Below are 18199 nucleotides of genomic sequence, written 5' to 3'. Positions count from 1 at the left end.
GATTTCCGAGCACCCGGACGTTACCCGGGTCACATCGCCGCACGGTTGGCTTCTGCCACTATTGGCCCGTGACAGACCTGACTGAACAGCGCATCCCGGCCGAACAGGGGCCCAACCCGGCCACCTCGTTCGCCGGGCTGCTGGAGATCGAGCAGCTGAACGAGAACACGTTCCGGGGCCGCTGCCACGCCGGCGCCCCGATGCGCGCCTTCGGCGGCCACGTCGCCGCGCAGGCGCTCGTCGCCGCCGGCCGCACCTGCGCGGACCGGCGCCCGGTGCACTCGCTGCACGGCTACTTCCTGCGGCCGGGCTCCCCCGCCCGGCCGATCGACTACCTGGTCGAGCGGGTCCGCGAGGGCACGTCCTACACCACCCGCCGGGTGACGGCGCTCCAGCAGGAGCACGAGCTCTTCACCCTCTCGGTCTCCTTCAAGCACCCTGAGCCGGCCGCCGACCGCCAGCGCGAGATCCCGACGCTGCCCCACCCGGAGTCGCTGCCGAACTCCGTCGCCGGGCTGTCCGAGCAGGTCCGCCGGGCGCTCGCCGCGGACGGCGGCTTCCGCGACCTCGACGTGCGCTTCGTCCCGGCGGACGCCCCGGGGCTGCCGGCGGCCGTCCCCGGACTGCTGCAGCAGTTCGTCTGGATGCGCACCGCCTCACCGCTGCCGGACGGGGACCCGCTGCTGCACGCCGGCGCGCTGACCTACCTGTCCGACCTCACCCTGGCCTCCACCGCCGGGCTGAACATGCAGCCGAACTTCTTCCAGCGCACCGAACCGCCCCGGCTGCTGATGGCCTCGCTGGACCACGCGATGTGGTTCCACCGCCCGTTCCGGGCCGACCAGTGGCTGCTGTTCGCCCAGCGCAGCCCGTCCTCCTCGGACGGCCGGGGCCTGGCGCTCGGCGAGTTCTACGACCTGGACGGCCGACTGGTCGCCTCCGCCGTCCAGGAGGCGCTGATCCGCGACCCCTCGTGACACCCGGCACTCCCGGTACCCCGGTGACCCCAGGACGAACGGAAGGCGGCCGGACGGCGTCATACTCCTGAGCGGCCCCGGCCCGTATCATGGTGCGGGTGACCAAGGTTGACCTGTCACCACGGCCGGTGGAGGCGATGTCTCCGCGTCAGCTCGAACGCCGCGAAAGCCTGATCGCGGCCGCGCTCGCCCTGGTGAACGAGATCGGCGTCGAGCGGATGCAGATGAAGCAGGTCTGCGAGCGGTCCGGAGTCGCCCTGGGGACGGCGTACCGCTACTTCTCCTCCAAGGACCACCTCCTGGCGGCGGCGATCGCCGAGTGGCATCGCCTCCTGCTGGCCGACCTGGTGGCCGAGCTGCGCGGGCCGAGAGCCGGGCCGGGGGCCACCGACCGGGCGGTCCGGTTCGTCCGGGGCGGGATGCGGGCCTACCAGCGGCAGCCCGAACTCGCCCGGCTGAGGGTGGCCGTGGCCGCCTCCACCGATCCGTTCGCCAGCGAGGCCCTGCAGGGCATGGCCCGGGCCGACAGCACCGCCCTGCAAGCCGTGACGACCGAGGTGCCGGCCGCCGCGAGCGATCTGGTGCGGCACATCGTCGCCCACGCCTGGCAGGGCGAGCTGACCGCCTGGGTGACCGGCCGCACCACCCTCGGGGACGCCCGGCGGCGCCTGGAGGACGTGGTGCGGCTGGTGCTGACCCCGTACGAGACGCGGTACCCGGCCCCGTACGAGGTCCAGTCCACCGGCTGAGCGCCCGCCGGTGGTCCGCGCCCGCCGACCGGTGGGCCGACGGACGCGGACCACCGGCACGGCGCGGACCACTGCCGCGGCTCGGACCGCCGCCGCGGCGCGGACCACTGCCGCGGCTCAGACCACCGTCACCGGGTGGGCCACCACCGCACCGAACAGGTAGCCCTCCCGGTTGAACACCGCCCGCTCGGGCTGGGTGTTGCCCCGGCGGTCCGTCGCACGGGCGCGCAGCTCGTACGGACCGGGCCGCTCGGGGCGCCAGTCGACGCTCCAGCGCGTCCAGCCGTCGGCCCGTGGCTCGTCGCGCAGTTCGGCGCGCCGCCAGGTCCGGCCGCCGTCGGCGCTCACCTCGACCCGGCGCACCGCCGCCGCCCCGGACCACGAACGCCCGTGCAGCCGGTGCTCGCGCCCCGCCGCCAGCCGCGCACCGGCGGCCAGCTCGAAGGCGCTCTTGACCACCTGCTCGGTGAGCGGGTCGCCGCCGCCCGGCGGGTACTCCGGGCCGAACATCCGGTAGAAGTCGGTGTTCCACGGCGAGTACAGCCGGTGGTCGGCGACCTCCACGCTGCCCACCCACTTGATCGAGGCGATGCCCACCCAGCCGGGCACCACCAGCCGGACCGGGGCGCCGTGGTCCGGGGCCAGCGGCTCGCCGTTCATCTCGTACGCGAGCAGCACGTCGTCCAGCGCCTTGGCGATCGGCAGCGGGCGGCGCACCGGTCCGTAGTTGGTGCCGCCGACGACGAAGTCCGGGTCCAGGCCGGTGGGCAGCACGTCCACCGCCGCCCCGGTCAGCCCCGCGGCCCGCAGCACCTCGGCCAGCCGGACGCCGCGCCAGCTCGCCGAGCCGACGCCGCCGAGGGTCCACGGCGTACCCGGGACTGGCTGGTTCTGCTGGCCGGAGTAGTAGCTGCGGGCGTTGCCGGCGCACTCGATCAGCGCGCTGATCCGGGTGGACGGCAGCTCCCGCAGGTCGTCCAGGCCGAACTCGACCGGGCGCCCGGACGTCGGGGCACCGCGCAGGCCGCTGCCGAAGAGCCTGAGGCGCCAGGTGCCGGGGTCGATCAGCGGGGTGCTGGTGTGGTTGCGGACGAAGAACCGCTCCACCGGCACGTGCCGGTGGACGACGGCACGGCCGTCGGCGTCGCGGAAGGCGTCCCAGCGCGTCTCGGCGTTGGTGCCGCGCGGCACGAACCACTCGGCGGGCAGCGGTTTGACGATCCCGGGCACGGGCCCGGGCAGGGGACCGGGCAGGGGACCGGACGCGGGCACCTCCTCGGCGGCCGCCCGGCCCGCGGCGAGCAGCGGGACGGCCGGGACGGGCGCGACGAGCGCCCCGGCGGCGGAGACCATCCGCAGCACCGTCCGGCGGTCCACCCCGTCGTCGCGGACGGGCTGCGCCGGGCCGACCGGCTCCGGGCCGGCCTGCTCCGGGGCGTCCTGCTCCGGGGCGTCCCGCGTCGGGGTGGCCGCGGTCCCGGCGTCCTGCGTCGGGGCTGCTTCGTCCGGGGTACGGACCTCGTCGTCCATGAACGGCGTTCCTTCCGTGTCGGCGTGGACGGTTCGCCGGTGCGCGCGACCAGAGCCGGGACCCGAAGGCTGTCCCGGGCGGGCTCCCGCTCTCCGGCTTGACCTTCTCACTGGTGTGAACACCTACCGTTCCCGCTGTCGGCGAAACCCCGGCCCGCGAAGGAGCACCCGATGTCAGCCACCCCGCTCACCCGGATCCCCTGGCCGGCCGCCCACGCCGACGGGCGAACTGCGCGACGTGGCACTGGAGTTCCTCATGGGCTGGCCGCCCCCCGGGGAACACCCCGGCGAGCGGCGTCGTTCGCCGGGTCATGCGCATCGGAGAACTCGCCCGCCTGACCGGGGTGTCCACCCGCCTGCTCCGCTACTACGAGGAGCAGGGCCTGCTCAAGCCGGACCGGACGGCGGCCGGCCATCGCGAGTACGGCGAGCAGGACACCGTCCGGGTGTGGCAGATCCGCAGTCTGCTCGCGGCCGGTCTGAGCACCCGGATCATCGCCGAGCTGCTGCCCTGCGCCACCGGTCCCGTCCCGGTCCTGGAGGCCTGCCCGGAGCTGCTGGCCACCCTGCGCGACGAGCTCGCCGGCCTGGACGCGCGGATCGAGGACCTCTCCCGCAGCCGCCGGGCGCTCTCCCACTACCTCGCCACCGCGCGCGACTCCGGGCACGGGCACGACTACGGCGAGGGGCGGGCGGCCTGACGGGACGTAGGTCCCGACCCGGCGCTCCCCCGGCGCGGCGTCCCGCCACCGGCGGAGCGAACTGGACATAGTGCGACATACAGCTTGATCCCGAGCGTTCCGAGCGTTCCGGGCGCGCCGAGTATGTCGAGAGGTCCATCCGATGAGCAGCCAGCCGCCCCAGCCCGACCAGCCCGTGGAGGAGCCCGACGAACCCGCCGCGACCCTTCCGGTCGACCGGGCGGTGTTCGGCATCGGCGCCGTCCTGGTCCTGGCGGTGGTCGCGTGGGGCGTCTTCGCCGAGGACTCGCTCGGCCGCACCTCCGGCACGGCGCTCGACTGGGTGCTGCACAACTTCGGCTGGCTGTTCGTGGTGGCCGCCGACGTCTTCCTCGTCGTCGCCCTGCTGCTCGCGTTCAGCCGCTTCGGCCGGATCCGGCTCGGCCGCGACGACGACGAGCCCGAGTTCTCCACCGTCGCCTGGATCGCCATGATGTTCAGCGCCGGCATGGGCATCGGCCTGATGTTCTACGGCGTCGGCGAGCCGCTCCAGCTCTTCGCCACCCCGCAGCCCGGCTCCGGCCTGGAGCCGCAGAGCTCGGCCGCCGCCCAGCAGGCCCTGGAGTTCTCGCTCTTCCACTGGACCCTGCACCCGTGGGCGATCTACGCGGTCGGCGGCCTGGCCCTCGCCTACACCACCTTCCGCAAGGGTCGGGGCAACCGGATCTCCGCGGCCTTCGTCCCGCTGATCGGACAGCGCGGCGCGGACGGCTGGGCCGGGCGGACGATCGACCTGCTGGCCGTGTTCGCCACCGTCTTCGGCTCCGCGACCAGCCTCGGTCTCGGCGCGCTCCAGGTCGCCGACGGGCTCGGCTACATCTCGTCCGTCCGCAACACCCAGAACGCCCAGCTGATCATCATCGCCTCGCTGAGCGCCGCGTTCGTGGTCTCCGCGTTCTCCGGGGTGCACAAGGGCGTGAAGTGGCTCTCCACCGCGAACGTCGTGCTCGCCTCGCTGATCATGGTCTTCGTCTTCGTGGTCGGTCCGACCGTGTTCGTGCTGGACGCGATTCCGTCCTCGGTCGGCGGCTACCTCTCCGACCTGCTCGCCATGTCCACCCAGACCGGCGCCTTCACCGACGAGGGCTGGCTCGGCTCCTGGACGATCTTCTACTGGGCCTGGTGGCTCTCCTGGGCGCCCTTCGTCGGCACCTTCATCGCCCGGATCTCGCGCGGCCGCACCGTCCGGCAGTTCCTGCTCGGCGTGCTGCTGGTGCCCAGCGGGGCGACGGTCATCTGGTTCTGCGTGATGGGCGGCACCGCGATCCGGCTGGTCACCACCGGTGCGGCCGACCTGGTCGCGACCATCCCGCAGGGCCCGGAGGCCTCCCTGTTCGAGATGCTGCGCTCGCTGCCGCTCGGCTCGGTGACCAGCGTGGTCGCGGTACTGCTGGTGATGACCTTCTTCATCACCAGCGCCGACTCGGCCTCGCTGGTGCTCGGCTCGCTCTCCAGCCGGGGCTCGCTGCATCCGCGGACCTGGCTGGTGGTGGTCTGGGGCGTGCTGATGGGCGGGGTCGCGGCGGCCCTGCTGCTGGCCGGCGGGCTGACCGCGCTGCAGAACGCGACGATCCTGGTCGCGCTGCCGTTCGTGGTGGTGATGCTGCTGCTGTGCGTCTCGCTGGTGAAGGAGCTCCGCGAGGACCCGGCCGCCGCACCCTCCCGCTTCCGCCCGCCGCACGGCCTGCGGGACGCCGTCCGGGAGGCCGTCGGCGAGTCCGGCACACGCCGCTGACCTGTGCATACGTCCCGGCCGGCGACGGTTGGGGCGTGTGCGGCCAACCGACGCCCAACCCCCGTCGGGACTTCACCCGCGCGTACCGACCGTTCACGCCGCCCTGGAAACCTCCCTGTCATGAACGCCAACCCTCAGGCGCCCCAACAGGAACCGCGCTTCCCCCTGCCCCAACGGCACCGCCGGCTGCTCGCCGCCACCGCCGTCCTCGTCTCCATCGCCCTCGGCACCCTGGGCGTCGGCGCCACCGTGGAAACCGTCGAACACGGCCCCTTGGCCAGCGCCTCCGCCAGCAAGTAGCAACCGCCCCGCCCGGCACCGCGGTCCCGCCCCGGACCCGGTGCTTCTTGCTCTCCCGGTCCGGAACCACCACGTTCCCCGGCCCGGAGCCGCCATGCTTCCCGGCCCGAGCCCGTCGCGTCGTCCGCCCGAGCCGGGCCCCGCCGCCGGAGAGCGGCGCCCCCGCTACGCCCGCTGCTCGGCGCGGGGGCCGGCCGGGGGCGGGACCAGCGGGCCGGGGCGCGAGTGGCGGCCGGTGCCGGGGGTGGGGTGGAGGTCGGGCGCCGGGGCGTAGCGGGCGGCCGGGGGGCGCAGGCGCCAGGCCGGGGGCCGGGTCGGGTGGGGGGTGGGGGCCATCAGGGCGAGGCGGTGGAGCAGGTCGAGGGCGTCACGCCGCAGGGCGGTGCGGTCGGCGAGGTACCGGGCGGGCAGCCCGTACTCGTCGGCGATGTCGCCGAGGACGCCGTCTATCAGCGCGTCCGGGATCGGGACGTCTCCGGCCACCGCCTCGCCGGGCAGCGGGCGGACCTCCTCGACCAGGCGCTCGACCAGCAGCAGGGCGGCCTGGGCGACGGTGTCGGCACCCGGGAGGGCGAGATCGGTGAGTTCGGCGGCCGGGTCGAGCAGGGCCACGCCCTCGGCCCGCAGCTCGGCCTCCAGGCCGAGGAACTCGGCGAGCGCCGCCGGGCCGCTGAGCCGGTGGTCCTGCAGCCAGGCCCGGTGGTCCTCCGGGAGGTCGGCGGCCAGGACGGCGGGTGTCTCGGCGAGCAGCCGGCGGACGGCGGTGGCGGGCTCGGCGTCGGCGGCGCGGCGGATCAGGTCGGCGGCGTCGTCGGCGAGGGCGGGCGGGCCGGCCGGGACGGCACGGGCGAGTTCGCGGTCCACGGTCAGCACGAAGGAGCCGTCGGCCGGGTCGGGCGGCAGCTCGCCGAGCACCTGCCAGCCGGCCAGCGCGGCCAGCGCCATGGCGAGGTCGGTCGGTTCGGCGGTGAGTTCGGGGGCGGCGGCGCCCATCGCGTCGAGCAGCCGCCGGTAGTCCAGCTCCTCCGGGGCGTCGACCAACAGGGCCAGCGCGAGGGCGAGTTGGGCGTACCCGGCCGGGGTGAACGGCGCCCCGGTGACGGGGTGTTCGAGGCGGCGGGCGGCGTCGGGGCCGAGGCCGGCCTTGCAGAGCCGGGCGTGCCAGGGGCCGACGACGAGGCGGTAGCCGAGCAGGGTGTCGAAGCGCTCGGCCAGCCAGTCCCGGTGACGGCGGATCAGCGGGAAGCCGTCGGCGTGCGGGCCGGAGGCGGTGACCAGCGGATGGGCGAGCAACAGCCGGGCGGCGATCCGGCGTTCGGCCGAGGGGAGCTCCTCGCCGGAGCGGTCCTGGGCCACGACGGTGGGCGGCGTCACCCGCGTGGGCTCGGGCCTGCGGTGCCGGCCCGGCCTGCCCGGCTTGGCACCTGACCGGACGACGGGCAGCGCGGCGTCGTCGCGCCGGGCGCGGCGCAGGCCGCCCTCGGTGCGGTCCTCCCGGAGGCGCGCCGGCGTGGCGGAGTGCGCGGTGGGGCCGTGCCACCAGCTGACGCCGGGATCGGCGGCGGGCTCGGCGGCGGCGCCGAGGTGGCGGGCGGGGTAGAGGCCGAAGGAGGCCGCGCAGAGGTCGTCGGCGGTGCCGGGGGCGGCGGCGGCGAACCAGTGGGCCAGGCGCAGCAGCCCCGGATCGGGCGAGAGCGTCACGTCGGCGGCCGGGGGGTCGGTCACCCGCACGTCGTCGGTACCGCTCGCCGCGCCCGTCCCAGGTCCCCTGCCAGTGGGGCCGGTTCCAGCTCCCCTGTCAGTGGGGCCGGTTCCAGGGCCGCCGGCGGCACCGGTGGCGGAGCCGGCAGCGGGACCGCCGTCAGGACCGGCTTCGCGTACGGCGAGGACGGCGTGGGCGGTTCCCCGTCCTGCCCCGCCCGCGCGTCCGTCCGGCCTGCCGGCCACCCGGGTGGCGCCGACCGCGTAGTCCTGCTGATCCATGTCGGGGTCCAGACTAGACGGTGCCCGGGCCACCCGTCGGCAGCAACCGCCCTCCTGAGGAACTCTCCGCAGGAGCCCTCGAAGCGGTCGCCCGCGCTCCGCCTGCCGGCCGCCCCGTCATCCGGCTCCGCCCACCGGGGTTACGCGCCGGTAACCCGCCCTTCCGCCGCCGGTCCGGCTCCTCTAGGGTCGGTCCGAAGCAGCGGATCACCGAGAGGCGCACGCATGACTGTCCGTACCACCGACCGCGCCGGCCTCGGGGCACGCCTGCGCTCGGCCACCGGCCTGCTGGGCGGCTTCGCGGCCACCTCGGCGGCGCACCTGGGCGCGATCGTCTCCGGTGCCTCGGTGCTCCAGAACGCCACCAAGCCGGCCCTGATGCCGCTGCTGGCGGCCCAGAGCGTGGCGGCGGCCAGGAAGGCCGGGCAGGAGGCGCCGAAGCTGCTGGCGCCGGCCCTGCTGCTGAGCGCGGGCGGGGACGTGCTGCTCCAGCTGAAGAACGATCCCGCGTTCCTCGCGGGCATGGGCTCGTTCGCGGCGGCGCACGTCTGCTACGTGACGATGTTCGTCAAGCGCGGCGCGCTCACCGACCGCCGCAGGGCGCTGATGGTCGCGGCCGCGTACGCGACGGCCTGGGTGACCCTGGTCGGGCAGCTCTGGCCGGACCTCGGGGACCTGCGCGTCCCGGTGGCGGGCTACAGCCTGCTGCTCGCCTCGACGGCCGTCACCTCGGCCGGGCTGGGCTGGCGGACCGGGCTGGGCGGGGCGCTGTTCCTGCTCTCCGACACGTTGATCGCCACCCAGCTGGCGAAGTGGCGGGAGCTGCCGGGCCATCAGTTCTGGATCATGGCGACCTATGTGCTGGCCCAGTACCTGCTGGCCGACGGCACCCTCCGGCACCAGGACCGGCTGCACCGCGAGGGCGTCGAGGGCACCGGGGCCGACAGGCGCAACGGCGGCGCCGAACCGCTGACCGTCTGACCCGCCGCCGCGCCGCCGCGCCGCCGGTCCCGTCAGGTCCGGCGGCGCGGCGCAGGGACACGCGGGCACGCGGCGGCGGGGCCGTCAGGCACCGCGCCTCCGCAGCAGCCAGAAGCCGCCGACGCCGCCGGCGACCAGCGCGAGGCCGCCGGCCAGCTCCGCCGGGTCCGCCGCGACCGAGCCGCCGAGGCCGGTCTGCACCGCGCCGTGCGGGGCGACCTGCTGGCTGCCGGCGCCGGACTGCCCGAGCGAACCGGCCCACTCCCCCGCGGCCTCGCCCCATTCGCCGAGGCTCTTGTCGGGGTCCGTCCGGAGGTCCTTGTCGGTGCTCCTGTCCGGGGTGGTGGAGGCCGCGGTGGCGACCGTGACGGTGGTCGCGAAGGCGCCGCCGTCCGGGCAGGTGCCGTCGACCTTACTGTCCCCGGCGTGCTGGCCGGCCAGTCGGGCGGAGCCGCTGTGCTTGCCGTCGGGGCCCAGGGTGAGGGTCGCCGGACCGCCCTCGAAGGCGGCGGAGCGGGCGGTGATGGTCTTGGCGTCGGGCTTGTCCGACTTCTCGCAGGAGACCGTGACCGTCACGGTCTGGCCCGGTGCGGCCTGGGACGGGCTGACCGAGGCCGAGCCGTCCCTGGCGGATGCGAGGGGGGCCGTCAGGCCGGTCAGCGCCGTCGCGCCGATCAGGACGGCGGCGGCCGTACGCGTGGGGCGCATGCCGGAACCTCCGGGATTCTCGGGCGCAGCCGGGGACTCCCATGTCCACGTGGTCGAGCGACTGCACCCGGTCATTCACCGACGGTAGGCACCCGCCCCGCGCTCGGCCAGCGCTCACGACCGTTCGGGTTACGGCCCGTGACCCGGCGTGACGCCCGCGGCGCGGCTCAGACGTCGAGGTCCAGGTCCACCACGACCGGCGCGTGGTCCGAGGTTCCCTTGCCCTTGCGGGCCTCGCGGTCCACGTAGCTGTCGGTGACGGCGTCGGCGAAGGGCTTGTTGGCGTAGGTGAGGTCGATCCGCATGCCCCGGTTCTTCGGGAAGGCCAGCTGGCGGTAGTCCCAGTAGGTGTAGGGGCGGTCGTACTTGAGCGGGCGGGGCAGCACGTCCTGGAGGCCGATCTCGCCGAGGGACGTCAGCGCGGCGCGCTCGACCGGGGTGACGTGGGTGAGGCCCTCGAAGGCGGCGGCGTCGAAGACGTCCTCGTCGGTGGGGGCGATGTTGAAGTCCCCGAGGACGGCGAACGGGCGGGAGCCCGCGGCGTCCTCGGTGGCGGCCTTGCGCAGCGCCTCCAGCCACTCCAGCTTGTACTCGTAGTGCGGGTGGCCGACCTCGCGGCCGTTGGGCACGTAGACCGACCAGACCCGGACCGGGCCGCAGGTGGCGGCGACGGCGCGCGGCTCGACCTCGGGCAGCAGGGCGCCGTCGGCGAGGTAGCCGGGCTGGTCGGGCAGGCCGCGCACGACGTCGTCCAGGCCGATCCGGGAGACGATCGCGACGCCGTTCCAGCGGCCGTTGCCGTGCGCGGCCGTCTCGTAGCCGAGCTCGCGGACCGCCTCGTACGGGAAGGCGTCGGCCGCGCACTTGAGCTCCTGGAGGCAGAGCACGTCGGGCTTGGCGCTCTCCAGCCACTCCAGGAGCTTGGGCAGCCGCGCGGTGACGGAGTTGATGTTCCAGGTGGCGATGCGGACGGTCACGGCGGGCGGCCTTCCCGGTGGTTCGGTGCGGACGGGCATGCGGACGGGGTGGGCCGCCCCTCGCGTGGGAGGCCCACCCCGAACATACCGTCCGGCACCGACAGTCCGGCCCGATCAGCGCGCGGGCCGGACCACCGCGGCCGAGCCGCCACCGCGCCGCACGGGTTCGGCGGCGGCCACCCAGCGGCCGTCCGGCAGCCGTTCCACGCCGGTGGCGGCGCCGATCTCGCCGCCGTTGACGAAGCTCTGTCCGAGGCCCTCCAGCGCGGCCCGTTCGGGCAGCGCCAGGAAGCCGGGCTCGGCCTGGGTCGTGGCGCCGTTGCGCTGGCTGGCGCGCGGCGCGGCGATGGCCTGTTCCAGGCTCAGGCCGCGGTCGAGCCGCCCGAGCAGCACCTGGAGGGTGGTGGTGATGATGGTCGCGCCGCCGGGGCTGCCGGTCGCGAGCACCGGCTCGCCGTCGCGCAGCACGATCGTCGGGGACATCGAGGAGCGCGGCCGCTTGCCCGGGCCCGGCAGGTTGGGGTCGGGGACGCCGGGCGCGAGCGGGGTGAAGTCGAAGTCGGTCAGCTCGTTGTTGAGCAGGAAGCCCCGGCCGGGGACGGTGATGCCGCTGCCGCCGGTCTGCTCGATGGTGAGCGTGTAGGAGACGATGTCGCCCCAGCGGTCGGCGACCGTCAGGTGGGTGGTGTTGGGGCCCTCGTACGGCTCGGCGACGGCCTGGCCGGTGTCGGCGCAGGGGGCCGGGTGGCGCGGGTCGCCGGGGGCGAGCGGGCTGGTGAGCGCGTGGTCCGGGCTGATCAGGCAGGCCCGGGAGGCGGCGTAGCGCTCGGAGAGCAGCTGCTTGGTGGGGACGTCGTTGAAGGCCGGGTCGCCGACCCAGCGGTTGCGGTCGGCGAAGGCGATCCGGGAGGCCTCCAGGAAGTGGTGGTAGTACTGGGTGCTGCTGTACGCGGAGACGTCGCCGCCGTCCTCCAGGATGTTGAGCGCCTCGCCGACGGTGGTGCCGCCGGAGCTGGAGGGGGCCATCGCGTAGACGTCGTAGGCGCCGTGGGAGACGTGGGTGGGCGCCTGGTCGCGGACCCGGTAGTCGGCGAGGTCAGTGGTGTCGACCCGGCCGGGGCGGGCGTTGCGGCCGGACGCCGGGTCGACCGGCGGGTGCTGCACGGTGTTGACGATGTCCCCGGCCAACTCGCCCTGGTAGAAGGCCTTGACGCCGTCCTTGGCGAGCAGCCGGTAGGTGGCGGCGAGGTCGGGGTTGCGCAGCAGGCTGCCGGTCTCGGGGGGCTTGCCGTTCGGCAGGTAGAGCTTGGCGGTGGCCGGGAAGTCCTTGAACCGGGCGTAGTTGTCGGCGGTCTGGTTGCGGAAGGTGTCGTCCACGACGAAGCCGTTGTCGGCGATCCGCTCGGCCGGTTCGAGGTTCTGGGCGAGCGAGCGGGTGCCCCAGTGGCGCAGCGCGGCGTCCCAGGTGGCGGGGGTGCCGGGCACTCCGACGGACAGTCCGCTGGTGACGGCGTCGGCGAAGGCCAGCGGTTTGCCGTCCTCCAGGAACAGGCCGCTGTCGGCGGTGCGGCCGGCCGTCTCGCGGCCGTCGATGGTGTGCACCCGTCCGGTGGCGTGGTCGTAGTAGACGAAGTACCCGCCGCCGCCGATGCCGGAGGAGTAGGGCTCGGTGACCCCGAGGGCCGCGGCGGCGGCGACGGCCGCGTCGACCGCGTTGCCGCCCTTGCGCAGCACCTCGATGCCGGCGGCGGTGGCGTCGGCGTCGACGGTGGCCACCGCACCGCCCCAGCCCACCGCCTCCGGCGCCTTCGACGGCGGGGCCGCGGCGCCGGCCGGCCCGACGCCGGACCAGACCAGTGCGGTGGTGAGTAACAGAGACGGCGCGAGGCGGGTCAGAGCTCTCATGCGAGTCCTCCTGAGTCGACGTCAACTCATCAGTTGTTCCACAGGAGGAATGATCCGACAACCGCACCGCCCCGCCCCCGCCTACAGCGCGCTGCGCTCCACCCGCCGCCGCTTGATCGTGCGGAAGCGCCGCGCCACCTGCCGGGCCAGGTCGGCCGCGCCGACCAGGCCCGCCTCGTTGCCGAGGGCGGCGTGCACGATGGCGGCCTCCGGGCGGAACCCGCGCCCGGTGAGGGTGCGGCGGAAGGTGTCCCGGGCCGGGCCGAGCAGCAGGTCGCCCGCCTCGGAGACCCCGCCGCCGATGACGAAGCGGCCGGGGTCCAGCGCGGCGGCCAGGTTGGCGATGCCGACGCCGAGCCAGGTGCCGACCTCGTAGAGCAGCTCGGTCGCGGTCGGGTCGCCGTCCTGGGCGGCCTCGGTGACCAGCGGGCCGGTGATGCCCTCGACCGTGCCGCCCGCCCGGGCCAGCAGCGGCTGCACCACCGGCGACTCCTCGGCGACCAGCTCGCGCGCGTCGCGCACCAGCGCGTTGCCGGAGGAGTACTGCTCCCAGCAGCCCCGGTTGCCGCACGGGCAGCGGTGGCCGCCGGGCAGCACCTGCATGTGCCCGAACTCGCCCGCCAGGCCGTACTTGCCGCGGTCCACGTAGCCGTCCCGGACCACCGCGCCGCCGATGCCGGTGCCCAGGGTGAGCATCACCATGTGGTCCTCGCCGCGACCGGCACCGAAGCGCCACTCGGCCCAGGCGGCCGCGTTGGCGTCGTTCTCCACGATCACCGGGAAGCGCAGCCGCTCGCTGAGCGCCTCCCGGAGCGGCTCGTTGCGCCAGTTGAGGTGCGGGGCGAACAGCACCTTGGAGCGGTCGGCGTCGACCCAGCCGGCCGCGCCGATGCCGACGGCGTGGACGTCGTGCCGGTCGGCGAGCTGGAGCACCAGCTCGACGATGACGTCCTCGACCACCTTGGGGCTCTTGCTCTTGTGCGGCGTGTCCGTGCGCAGCTTCTCCAGCACCTTGCCCTCGCCGTCCACCACCCCGGCGACCACCTTGGTGCCGCCGATGTCGACGCCGATGGTGGGCAGCCGCAGTATCCCCGCGGGCAGGGCGCGGCGGCGGCGCTCGGCGCGCGGGCCGAGGCCGAGCAGGGTGGGCAGGACGGGTGGCCGGGTGCTGCCTTGGGAGCTGGTCACGGCTGCGGACGCTCCTCGCCTGGGTCGGGGTCGCGGGGGTCGGACTGACGGGGGTCGGAAACGGAGGGCCGGGCCAGCTCGTGCGAGAGCTCGGCGAGGTCGGAGCCCCCGGCCATCTCGGTGGTGAGCTGTTCGAGGCCGATCTCGGCCCGCGGGTGGCTGCCCGCCATCCGGCCCCGCTTGAGCAGGGTGAAGTGGTCGCCGACCAGGTACGCGTGGTGCGGGTTGTGGGTGATCAGCACGACCCCGAGCCCGGCGTCGCGGGCGGCGGTGACGTACTTGAGCACCACTCCGGACTGCTTGACGCCGAGCGCGGCGGTGGGCTCGTCCAGGATCAGCACCCTGGCGCCGAAGTGCACGGCGCGGGCGATGGCCACGCACTGGCGCTGCCCGCCGGAGAGGGTGCCGATCGGCCGGTCGACGTCGTACAGGTCGATGCCCATCCTGGCGAGCGCCTCGCGGGTGGTGGCGCGCATCCCGTCGGCGTCCAGCCGCAGGCCGCCCCAGCGGCGCGTGCCCTGCTCGGAGCCGAGGAAGAAGTTGCGCCAGACCGGCATCAGCGGCACGACCGCGAGGTCCTGGTAGACGGTGGCGATGCCGCGCTCCAGGGCCTGGCGCGGGGAGTCCAGGCGGACCTCCTCGCCGCCGACGGTGAAGGTGCCCTCGTCGTGCTGGTGCAGCCCCGCGATGATCTTGATCAGGGTGGACTTGCCGGCCCCGTTGTCGCCGAGCACGCAGCTGATCTCGCCGGCCCGCAGGGTCAGCGAGACGTCCTGCAGCGCGCGGACGGTGCCGTAGCTCTTGCCGACGCCCTCCAGGGAGAGCAGTTCGGTGCCCGCCGCGGCCGCGCTCGTCATGTCCGTGCTCATCGCGGCCCCCGCTCGGCCCGGCGCTTGACGTAGGCGTTCAGCAGCGCGGCCAGCAGCAGCATCGCACCGAGGAAGAACTTGAACCAGTCCGGGTTCCACTGGGCGTAGATGATCCCCTTGCTGACCATGCCGAAGATCAGCGCGCCGAGCGCGGAGCCGACCACCGAACCGTAGCCGCCGGTGATCAGGCAGCCGCCGATGACGGCCGCGACGATGTAGATCAGCTCGTTGCCGACGCCCTCGCCGGACTGCACGGTGTCGAAGGAGAACAGCAGGTGCTGGCCGAGCACCCAGGCGCCGAAGCCGACGCCCAGGTAGAGCAGGGTCTTCGTCCGGGCGACCGGCACGCCGACCGCGCGGGCCGCCTCCGCGTCGCCGCCGACCGCGAAGATCCAGTTGCCGAAGCGGGTGCGCAGCAGCACCCAGCTGCCGACCGCGAGCAGGCCGAGCCACCACCAGACGGTGGCCTTGATCGTCAGCCCGCCGACGGTCACCTCGGAGGCGAACAGCCAGCGGCAGGAGGCGAAGCCCTCCATGTCGGAGATCGACTTGGTGGAGACGGTGCCGGAGATCGCCTTGGTGACGCCCAGGTTGGCGCCGGTCAGCATCAGGAAGGTGCCGAGCGTGACGATGAAGCTGGGCAGCCTGGTGCGGCCGAGCATCCACCCGTTGAACCAGCCGACGGCCAGCGTGGTCGCCAGCGAGACCAGCACGCCGACCCAGGTCACCGCGGTGAACTGGTACGAGACCATCGAGGAGGTCAGCGCCGCGGTGGTGACCAGCACGCCGGCCGAGAGGTCGAACTCGCCGCCGATCATCAGCAGCGAGACGGGCACCGCCATGATCCCGATGGTGGAGGCCGCGTACAGCACGGTGCCCAGCGAGGAGACCCGCAGGAAGGGTTCGGCGACGGCGGCGAAGACCACGAAGACCGCGACGGCGGCGATCAGCGCGCCCAGCTCGGGGCGGGCGAGGAGCCGCCGCAGGGCCGGCGGGCGGCCGTCGGCCAGGCCGTCGTGGGCGAGGACGTCGGGGCTGCTCACCTGGTCCCCCTCGCGACGTACTCGGCGAGCGCGTCGGCGTTGTCCTTGGTCAGGATCTGCGGACCGGTCTCGACGGGCTTGCCGCCCCCGAGCATGTTCAGGTTGTACTTGTACAGCCAGATCAGGTCGACGCCCGTGTAGCCCTGGAGGTAGGGCTGCTGGTCGACGGCGAAGCCGACACTGCCGGACTTGAGCCCGGACACCACCTGGGTGCCCAGGTCGAAGGTGTCCAGCTCGACGCTGCGGCGGGCGTCCTGGACGGCCTGGAGACCGGTGGCGGCCATCGGGCCGGAGAGGGTGAGCACGGTGTCGATGGCCGGGTCGGCCTGGAGCTTGGCGGAGATCGCGGCGCGGGCGTCGGGCATGTCGACGCCGTTGACGTAGAGCACCTGGAAGTCGCCGCCGGCCTTGGACCGGGCTCCGGAGCAGCGCTGCTCCTGGCCGACGTTGCCCTGCTCGTGGATCACGCAGAGCACGTTCTTGCGGCCGCGCGAGGCCAGCTCGGCGCCGGCCGCCTGGCCGGCGGTGGACTCGTCCTGGCCGATGTGGGTCAGCGCGCCGAACTTCTGCGAGAACTCCTGGCCGGAGTTGATGGTGATCACGGGGATGCCCGCGGCCTTGGCCTTGCCGAGGACGTCGGCCATGGCGTCGCCCTTGGCGAGGGTGACCAGCAGGCCGTCGACCTTCTGGTCGATGGCGGCCTGGACGAGCTGGACCTGGTTCTGGGTCTGCGCGTCGTTGGAGTACAGGAAGGTGATGTTGTCCTTGGCGGCGGCCTGCTCGGCGCCCTTGCGCACAGTGTCCCAGAAGGCGTCGCCGGCTCCGGCGTGGGTCACCATGGCGACCTTCCAACGCGGGGTGGTGACGGCGCTGCCGCCGGTGGCCGCGGCCTTGGCGCGGGCCTCCTCGGCGCGTCTGCCTCCGGTACTGCTGCAACCGGCCGCGGTGACCGCGAGTGCCAGGACGGCGCACGCGGGCCAGAAGCGGCGGGACGGGCGAAAGCGGGTGATGCTCATCCCCATAGTCTCCCTTCCCCGGTCGCGCGGGATCGCACCGCCTCGCCCGGCAGGCCCGATGGCCTGGGAGGTAAGGTGCCCCGGGGGACCTTTCCTGGTAGTTCGCTGAACATCTGGTCCGGACGACGTCTGTCCGGGTGGCAGACTTAGGCGCCGATCCGAACGGGTTCATCGCGAGAACGTGATGTTCCTCTCAGGTTCCGCACAGATTCGGACGGCAACCGATCATCGGTCCATCACCGTCTGATGCCATTGACGTGCGTCCGGGCGAGTGGGGCCCGGGCGGCGTGCGACCCGATACGAGAACTCGATGGAACTGACAGGTACGCCATTCTTCCTCCTCACCGTCATCCTGGTGCCGGTGTCCATCACAGTGGCGCTGCTGTTCTGGGGGAAGGTCGGCGGCCCGCAGCCGGTGCGCTACCTCACCCGGATCGTCATGATCATGTTCTGCCAGGTCACGGCCGTCCTGATGGTGTTCGTGATGGTCAACAACGCCAACCTGATCTACGGCAACTGGGACGACCTGCTCGGCACCGGGAACCACGTCCGCGCGGTGCCCGTCCTGACGCCGGTCGACCCGGCCGCCACGGCGGGCCCGGGCGGTGAGGCCGCCAAGGAGCCGCCGAAGGTCAAGCAGAGCTTCGGCGGCGTGAACGACCCGCTCGTCCCGAACGACGTGCAGCGGACCGAGCTCAAGGGCCAGGTGTCCGGGGTCGACGGCGAGGTGCTGGTCTGGCTGCCGCCGCAGTACAACGACCCGGCGTTCAAGGACAAGAAGTTCCCCGTGGTCGAGCTGATCCCGGGCTACCCCGGCTCCTCCTCCACCTGGTACGGCACCCTCAAGGTCTCCGAGCAGCTCAAGCCGCTGATGCAGCAGGGCAAGGTCGCCCCGTTCATCCTGGTCTCGCCCCGCACGAAGCTGCTGAACAACCAGGACGCGGGCTGCACCGACATCCCCGGCAAGATCAACGCCGACGCCTGGGTCACCCGCGACGTCCCGCAGATGGTGCTGGACAACTTCCGGGCGGACCCGTCCGCGGACCGCTGGGCGATCGCCGGCTACTCGGCCGGCGCGCACTGCGCCGCCAAGCTGTCGCTGTCCCACCCCAACCGGTACCGCGCCGCCATCGCGATGTCCGGCTACAACGACCCGGCCCAGGAGCCGGACTCCCTGGTCGGCAAGGACGCCAAGCTGCGCGAGGCCAACAACCCGGTCAACATCCTGAAGGCCGCCCCGCAGCCGCCGAAGGTCGCGCTGCTGGTCAGCGGCTCCAAGGGCGACGGCTACGAGGACGGCGAGGCGATCCGCGCCGCCGCCAAGGCCCCGACCACCGTCCAGGTCGAGGAGGGCACCGGCCCGCACACCACCGAGCAGTGGAAGAAGATGGTCCCGGCCGCCTTCCAGTGGCTGACCTCGGTCATCCCGGTCCAGTAGGCCGGCCGGCAGCAGCGAACCGTACGGGCAGGGCCCGCCGCGACCGCGGTCGCGGCGGGC

Annotated in this window: 16 protein-coding genes; 7 read left to right on the top strand and 9 right to left on the bottom strand. The window is 74.0% G+C overall.

Annotated elements, in window-relative coordinates:
- The first annotated feature begins 68 nt into the window (after positions 1–68).
- Both ACFVVA_RS03105 and ACFVVA_RS03100 read left to right on the top strand, forming a co-directional pair.
- A complete protein-coding gene (locus ACFVVA_RS03105; protein WP_387685122.1) occupies positions 69–977 on the top strand; it encodes an acyl-CoA thioesterase in 909 nt (302 codons plus the stop codon).
- A 98-nt stretch (positions 978–1075) separates the two neighbouring features.
- Complete coding sequence (locus tag ACFVVA_RS03100) at positions 1076–1726, top strand: TetR/AcrR family transcriptional regulator (protein ID WP_359913286.1); 651 nt, start codon at positions 1076–1078, stop codon at positions 1724–1726.
- Between the two features lie 117 nt (positions 1727–1843).
- Here the strand turns inward: ACFVVA_RS03100 and ACFVVA_RS03095 are convergent, their stop codons facing one another.
- Complete coding sequence (locus tag ACFVVA_RS03095; protein WP_387685355.1) at positions 1844–3079, bottom strand: sulfite oxidase; 1236 nt, start codon at positions 3077–3079, stop codon at positions 1844–1846.
- A 488-nt stretch (positions 3080–3567) separates the two neighbouring features.
- Here ACFVVA_RS03095 and ACFVVA_RS03090 point away from each other — a divergent pair, with 488 nt between their 5' ends.
- From ACFVVA_RS03090 to ACFVVA_RS03080, 3 genes are all read left to right on the top strand, one after another.
- The gene (locus ACFVVA_RS03090; RefSeq protein WP_387685120.1) at positions 3568–3957 is read left to right on the top strand and encodes a MerR family transcriptional regulator; all 390 of its coding nucleotides are present in this window, start codon (positions 3568–3570) and stop codon (positions 3955–3957) included.
- 142 nt (positions 3958–4099) lie between these two features.
- On the top strand, positions 4100–5731 hold the full coding sequence (locus ACFVVA_RS03085) for a BCCT family transporter (protein WP_387685118.1): 1632 nt from the start codon (positions 4100–4102) through the stop codon (positions 5729–5731).
- Between the two features lie 120 nt (positions 5732–5851).
- Positions 5852–6031: a hypothetical protein gene (locus tag ACFVVA_RS03080; protein WP_387685116.1), complete on the top strand. Its 180-nt coding sequence runs from the start codon at positions 5852–5854 to the stop codon at positions 6029–6031.
- Between the two features lie 165 nt (positions 6032–6196).
- Here the strand turns inward: ACFVVA_RS03080 and ACFVVA_RS03075 are convergent, their stop codons facing one another.
- Positions 6197–7756, bottom strand: a complete 1560-nt coding sequence (locus tag ACFVVA_RS03075) for a DUF2398 family protein (RefSeq protein ID WP_387685114.1) — start codon at positions 7754–7756, stop codon at positions 6197–6199.
- A 483-nt stretch (positions 7757–8239) separates the two neighbouring features.
- On the opposite strand from ACFVVA_RS03075, the gene ACFVVA_RS03070 reads away from it, so the two are divergent.
- Positions 8240–8995, top strand: coding sequence for a lysoplasmalogenase (locus ACFVVA_RS03070; protein WP_387685112.1), 756 nt, complete (start codon positions 8240–8242; stop codon positions 8993–8995).
- Positions 8996–9079: 84 nt separating this feature from the next.
- On the opposite strand, the gene ACFVVA_RS03065 is transcribed toward ACFVVA_RS03070, so the two are convergent.
- From ACFVVA_RS03065 to ACFVVA_RS03035, 7 genes are all read right to left on the bottom strand, one after another.
- Positions 9080–9703, bottom strand: a complete 624-nt coding sequence (locus ACFVVA_RS03065) for a hypothetical protein (protein ID WP_387685110.1) — start codon at positions 9701–9703, stop codon at positions 9080–9082.
- Positions 9704–9870: 167 nt separating this feature from the next.
- Complete coding sequence (locus ACFVVA_RS03060; RefSeq protein ID WP_359913305.1) at positions 9871–10719, bottom strand: exodeoxyribonuclease III; 849 nt, start codon at positions 10717–10719, stop codon at positions 9871–9873.
- A gap of 75 nt (positions 10720–10794) precedes the next feature.
- Complete coding sequence (gene ggt, locus ACFVVA_RS03055) at positions 10795–12585, bottom strand: gamma-glutamyltransferase (protein ID WP_387685108.1); 1791 nt, start codon at positions 12583–12585, stop codon at positions 10795–10797.
- Between the two features lie 81 nt (positions 12586–12666).
- Positions 12667–13773 (bottom strand): ROK family glucokinase, encoded by a 1107-nt coding sequence (locus ACFVVA_RS03050; RefSeq protein ID WP_380547113.1) that lies wholly within the window; start codon positions 13771–13773, stop codon positions 12667–12669.
- Positions 13770–14630 carry an ATP-binding cassette domain-containing protein gene (locus ACFVVA_RS03045; protein ID WP_387685106.1) on the bottom strand — a complete coding sequence of 287 codons (861 nt, stop codon included), beginning with the start codon at positions 14628–14630 and terminating at the stop codon, positions 13770–13772. Before ACFVVA_RS03045 ends, ACFVVA_RS03050 begins: the two co-directional genes overlap by 4 nt.
- A gap of 8 nt (positions 14631–14638) precedes the next feature.
- Positions 14639–15685, bottom strand: a complete 1047-nt coding sequence (locus ACFVVA_RS03040) for an ABC transporter permease (protein WP_387685104.1) — start codon at positions 15683–15685, stop codon at positions 14639–14641.
- A complete protein-coding gene (locus tag ACFVVA_RS03035; protein WP_387685353.1) occupies positions 15682–16695 on the bottom strand; it encodes a substrate-binding domain-containing protein in 1014 nt (337 codons plus the stop codon). Before ACFVVA_RS03035 ends, ACFVVA_RS03040 begins: the two co-directional genes overlap by 4 nt.
- A gap of 316 nt (positions 16696–17011) precedes the next feature.
- Here ACFVVA_RS03035 and ACFVVA_RS03030 point away from each other — a divergent pair, with 316 nt between their 5' ends.
- Positions 17012–18139 (top strand): alpha/beta hydrolase, encoded by a 1128-nt coding sequence (locus ACFVVA_RS03030; protein ID WP_387685102.1) that lies wholly within the window; start codon positions 17012–17014, stop codon positions 18137–18139.
- Positions 18140–18199 lie beyond the last annotated feature (60 nt).

It is taken from the genome of Kitasatospora sp. NPDC058048, assembly GCF_042885555.1.
Lineage (GTDB): Bacteria > Actinomycetota > Actinomycetes > Streptomycetales > Streptomycetaceae > Kitasatospora > Kitasatospora lactacystinica.
Note: the sequence above shows the minus strand (reverse complement) of the source record. Positions and strands in the feature narration are given on the sequence as shown.